This is a genomic window from Streptococcus danieliae (assembly GCF_013415245.1).
GTDB classification, from domain to species: domain Bacteria; phylum Bacillota; class Bacilli; order Lactobacillales; family Streptococcaceae; genus Streptococcus; species Streptococcus danieliae_A.
In genome coordinates this window covers 1-2,109 of record NZ_JACBXX010000198.1, presented here as the reverse complement: position 1 = coordinate 2,109, position 2,109 = coordinate 1, and the positions used below count along the sequence as shown (strand labels likewise).

The following is a 2,109-nucleotide window of genomic DNA, read 5'->3' as shown; positions in this document are numbered from 1 at the left end:
GTATTTATAAAAGTAAGGGCTGAATTTGATGAAGATGATTTTTTGGTAATCCTGTATTATTTTGGGGGAATGTAAAGGAAGAATTACACGAGGTACCGAGGAATGGGACTTTTTATGAATTGGATAAATTATTTCACGTAGTCTATATAGATCCTCTTATTGATTTAGATAAAATTTTTGTTACGAATCGAAAGAGGATTTTTAGTAGAACAAAGACACAATCAGATGGTCAAGTACTAGAGGATATTGATAGTTTGGCAGAGCAAATCAATGAGAAAATTGCGTCTATGGATAGCGTGAGTGATTTTCAAAACATATTAACAAATGAATATAAAGGTTTAAAGAGTGAAGATATTTCTATTGTTTTACGTTCAGAGATAGTGATAAATGGTGTATTTAATGATTTACAGCCATACATTGTTAAAAACACAGATACGAATGGTAGGTTATATCCAACTTCGGGAGATGGACGTAAAAAAATGCTTGCCTACTCACTGTTAAATCATCTCACTAAAGAATTTAATAGTAATAAAGCGATTTCAATATTTTTAATAGAAGAACCTGAAAATAGTTTGCACCGCTCAATGCAAATTTCTCTATCTAAACAATTGTTTAATCAAGAAATATATGATTATTTTGTGATGTCTACACATTCTTCTGAGATGTTGTATGAAATGGACAAAGCGACCTTGATAAGGCTAAGTAATGAAGATAAAGTTATTGCTAAATCACACTGATTTTTCGAAATTAAAAAGGGAGCTAAATGAATCGCTGACCACTGCTCTATTTTCAGATAGAGTCTTATTGATTGAGGGACCATCTGAAAAAGTATTATTTGAAAAGGTATTATCGGAAGTTTTTCCTAATTATGAATTAGAAGGTGGTTATATTTTACAAGTTGAAGGAATTAAATTTAAACCTTATTTTAAAACATTAACTAGTCTTGGAATAAGCTGTATTGTTAGAACGGATAATGATCTTAGGGAAACAGTAATGGGGGAAAGTCAACTGTTTGAGTATATCGGATATAATAGGTGTGCAAGTTTAATGGATGATTGGGTAAATTGGGAGAAATTAGGTAACCAAGGATTCATCTATATTCCGTATGAAAAAGGAAATAGAGCGGAACAGATTAATCTTTGGAAAATTACTAATTATGCAAAAACTCAAGATATCAAGACTTTGAGACAGAACAATATTTTTTTATCAAAAATAGATTTAGAAAATGATTTAAACGAAGTTCTGTATCAAGAATTAAATGTATGGCGTAGGCAGAAGGGGGATGCTGTATCTTATTTACAAAAGAAAAAAATGCTACGCATGCTTAAGCTTTGTGATTTTTTGAAAATGAAGGATTGTGAAAAAATTTATAATCATGATTTGTTTGAATGTTTAAAGAAACTCACCGGAGAGTTATGATGAAAATAGCGGATCAACACATTCGAGATGAAATTTTAGGTCATGATGGTAGTCTTGTTGTCAGAGCTAGTGCTGGTTCTGGTAAAACGACAATGATGGTTCAAAAAATTAAGAGTGTACTTGAAGATATAACGAATCACAAAACTGTTGTAGCAACAACCTTTACTCGAAAAGCAACACAAGAAATAAGAAATAAGTATCATGAACTTGGCGGTGAGAAATCCTTTTTGGTCATAACAAACGATGGTTTTGTAGAGCAGGAGATTATAAGACCTTTTATTAATGATGCTCATAGGTTGATGAATCCAAATTTTGGAGATTTATGTTTATCTGGACTTGATGAAACAAAGGTGGATTTTAGTAAAGTTGACCTATCTGATTTCATAAATGATTATTCGAATACCCAATTTGCGACTTATGGACAGCTTTTAACCAATCTAATCGTTAATAAAAAATTAAGTAAATATTCGGATAATAATAAGAACTTCAAGTTTGAATTAGCTTTTTTTATCTTGGAAAATAGTCAAGCATGTAGAGAAGCTAAATTTCAAGTTGAAATTAGCCACCACTAAGAAATTCCTTTGGTGACTTGTAGTCCAAACATTTTTTAGGATAATTGTTTATCCAATTTTCAATAAAAGCGACTTCTTTGGGAGTTGTTTCTTTGGTCCCTTTTGGTAACCACCTGCG

The 2,109-nt window shown here is 31.3% G+C and carries 3 protein-coding genes and 1 pseudogene; 3 read left to right on the top strand and 1 reads right to left on the bottom strand.

The window, feature by feature from the left end; genetic code table 11:
• Positions 1–119: 119 nt before the first annotated feature.
• Genes HZY94_RS09035 through HZY94_RS09025 form a run of 3 tightly spaced genes read left to right on the top strand, consistent with a single transcriptional unit; the run spans position 120 to position 1,991 of the window.
• Positions 120–737: an AAA family ATPase gene (locus tag HZY94_RS09035; RefSeq protein ID WP_179925873.1), complete on the top strand. Its 618-nt coding sequence runs from the start codon at positions 120–122 to the stop codon at positions 735–737.
• Positions 706–1,419, top strand: coding sequence for an ATP-dependent endonuclease (locus HZY94_RS09030; protein ID WP_179925872.1), 714 nt, complete (start codon positions 706–708; stop codon positions 1,417–1,419). Before HZY94_RS09035 ends, HZY94_RS09030 begins: the two co-directional genes overlap by 32 nt.
• Complete coding sequence (locus HZY94_RS09025; protein ID WP_179925871.1) at positions 1,419–1,991, top strand: UvrD-helicase domain-containing protein; 573 nt, start codon at positions 1,419–1,421, stop codon at positions 1,989–1,991. The genes HZY94_RS09030 and HZY94_RS09025 overlap by 1 nt, the downstream gene beginning before the upstream one ends.
• Here HZY94_RS09025 and HZY94_RS09020 read toward each other — a convergent pair.
• Positions 1,978–2,109: pseudogene (locus HZY94_RS09020) on the bottom strand (IS30 family transposase); the annotation flags it as partial. The gene HZY94_RS09025 and the pseudogene HZY94_RS09020 sit on opposite strands and share 14 nt — an antisense overlap.

Bases quoted from the DNA above. Each gene is read 5' to 3' on its own strand.
- HZY94_RS09030 (WP_179925872.1), top strand. From the start codon at position 706: ATGAAGATAAAGTTATTGCTAAATCACACTGATTTTTCGAAATTAAAA.
- HZY94_RS09025 (WP_179925871.1), top strand. From the start codon at position 1,419: ATGAAAATAGCGGATCAACACATTCGAGATGAAATTTTAGGTCATGAT.